Below are 1528 nucleotides of genomic sequence, written 5' to 3'. Positions count from 1 at the left end.
TACGTGGGCTGTCCCAAACCGGGTAAACAGCCGCATTGATAAGAAAAAAAATGCAGAATTGCGCAAAAGCGATATAGCGCCAATTTAAAAGTTGTTTTAGCGCGCCCCTATCAAACTGTTTAAATGCGACCACCACACTAGCCAGCATGATCAGCACCATCAGCTGCAAAACAGATAAGAAGAAAACAGGGAATAGCCCCAACAGAAAGATCGACGCCGCCAGCACGTGGTATTGCTTAATCACTTAAATTCTTTCAAGTTTCACCTGCGAACTAATCCTGCCGCACAAGTTTTTACACCTGCCCTCTTCAAAATGTCCATTGCCACACGAGGGCCAGTCACCTTTAATATGTTTCGCGCGCGAAACATTTTGGGCGACTTGTCATTGATCCCCCTGAAAGGCATAGCTTTCGCAAAGCAGTGCAGCAGGAGATCCGCCATGAAAGCACCTATCCTTGTCACAGGTTCCGCAGGTTTCATCGGGTATCACTTGTCTGAACGTCTTCTTGCAGAGGGATTCGACGTTATCGGGCTTGATGCGATGACCGACTATTATGATGTCACATTGAAACACAAACGCCACGCAATGCTGCAAGTACATGCGAACTTCACCCCTGTTCCCAAGCGTCTCGAAACTCCTGGCGTGTTGGAAGAGCTCTTCGCCACACAGAAACCTGCCATGGTCATCCATCTCGCAGCGCAAGCGGGTGTGCGTTATTCCATTGATGCGCCACGCAGCTACGTAGAGAGCAACATCAACGGCACATTTGAATTGCTGGAAGCCGCGCGCAATCATACGCCAAAGCACTTGCTGATCGCCTCCACATCCTCCGTCTACGGTGCCAAAACAGAAATGCCGTATCGCGAAACCCATAAAGTTGACACTCAAATGTCATTCTATGCAGCGACTAAAAAAGCGACCGAAGCGATGGCGCAGACCTATGCGCATCTTTACGATATTCCGACCACAATGTTTCGCTTCTTTACAGTCTATGGCCCGTGGGGGCGCCCCGATATGGCCCTGTTTAAATTCACTGACGCTATTCAGAATAACCGCGCGATCGATGTCTATAACCACGGCGATATGTTACGCGACTTCACCTATGTGACGGATCTAGTCGATGCTGTGCGTCGCTTGATGGATGCCGTCCCCGGCAAAACACCTGTAAGCGAAGCGGACAATCTGTCCCCCATCGCGCCTTGGCGTGCGGTCAATATCGGCAACGGCGCCCCAACAAAACTTACCGATTTCATCGAAGCGCTTGAAGACGTGCTTGGTAAGACGGCGCAGAAAAACATGCTCGATATTCAGCCGGGCGATATGCCGGCCACTTGGGCCGATGCCACTTTGCTGCATGATCTGATTGGCCCGATGAATAGGACAGATCTAAAAGACGGCGTGGCGAATTTTGTGAATTGGTACAACGCAGAGTATACGTAACGCGGCGAAAACCTGCCTTTGATTAAGAAATAGAGACCTCAGCATAACTAGAGGATTCCCAATAGCATGGATGTTTGGTATCCTTGC

Annotated in this window: 2 protein-coding genes; one reads left to right on the top strand and one right to left on the bottom strand. The window is 49.9% G+C overall.

The genetic code is table 11. From position 1 onward, the window contains the following. A partial coding sequence (locus QZ279_RS10550) for a hypothetical protein (RefSeq protein WP_293450624.1) occupies window positions 1-244 on the bottom strand: 244 nt, incomplete at its 3' end. A gap of 195 nt (window positions 245-439) precedes the next feature. Between QZ279_RS10550 and QZ279_RS10545 the strand changes: the two genes are divergently transcribed. Next, the gene (locus QZ279_RS10545; RefSeq protein WP_293450622.1) at window positions 440-1441 is read left to right on the top strand and encodes an SDR family NAD(P)-dependent oxidoreductase; all 1002 of its coding nucleotides are present in this window, start codon (window positions 440-442) and stop codon (window positions 1439-1441) included. The last annotated feature ends 87 nt before the right edge of the window (window positions 1442-1528 follow it).

Source organism: Planktotalea sp. (genome assembly GCF_018607965.1).
GTDB lineage: Bacteria > Pseudomonadota > Alphaproteobacteria > Rhodobacterales > Rhodobacteraceae > Planktotalea.
Note: the sequence above shows the minus strand (reverse complement) of the source record. Positions and strands in the feature narration are given on the sequence as shown.

Coding starts and splice junctions, on each gene's coding strand:
- QZ279_RS10545 (WP_293450622.1), top strand. CDS start 440: ATGAAAGCACCTATCCTTGTCACAGGTTCCGCAGGTTTCATCGGGTAT.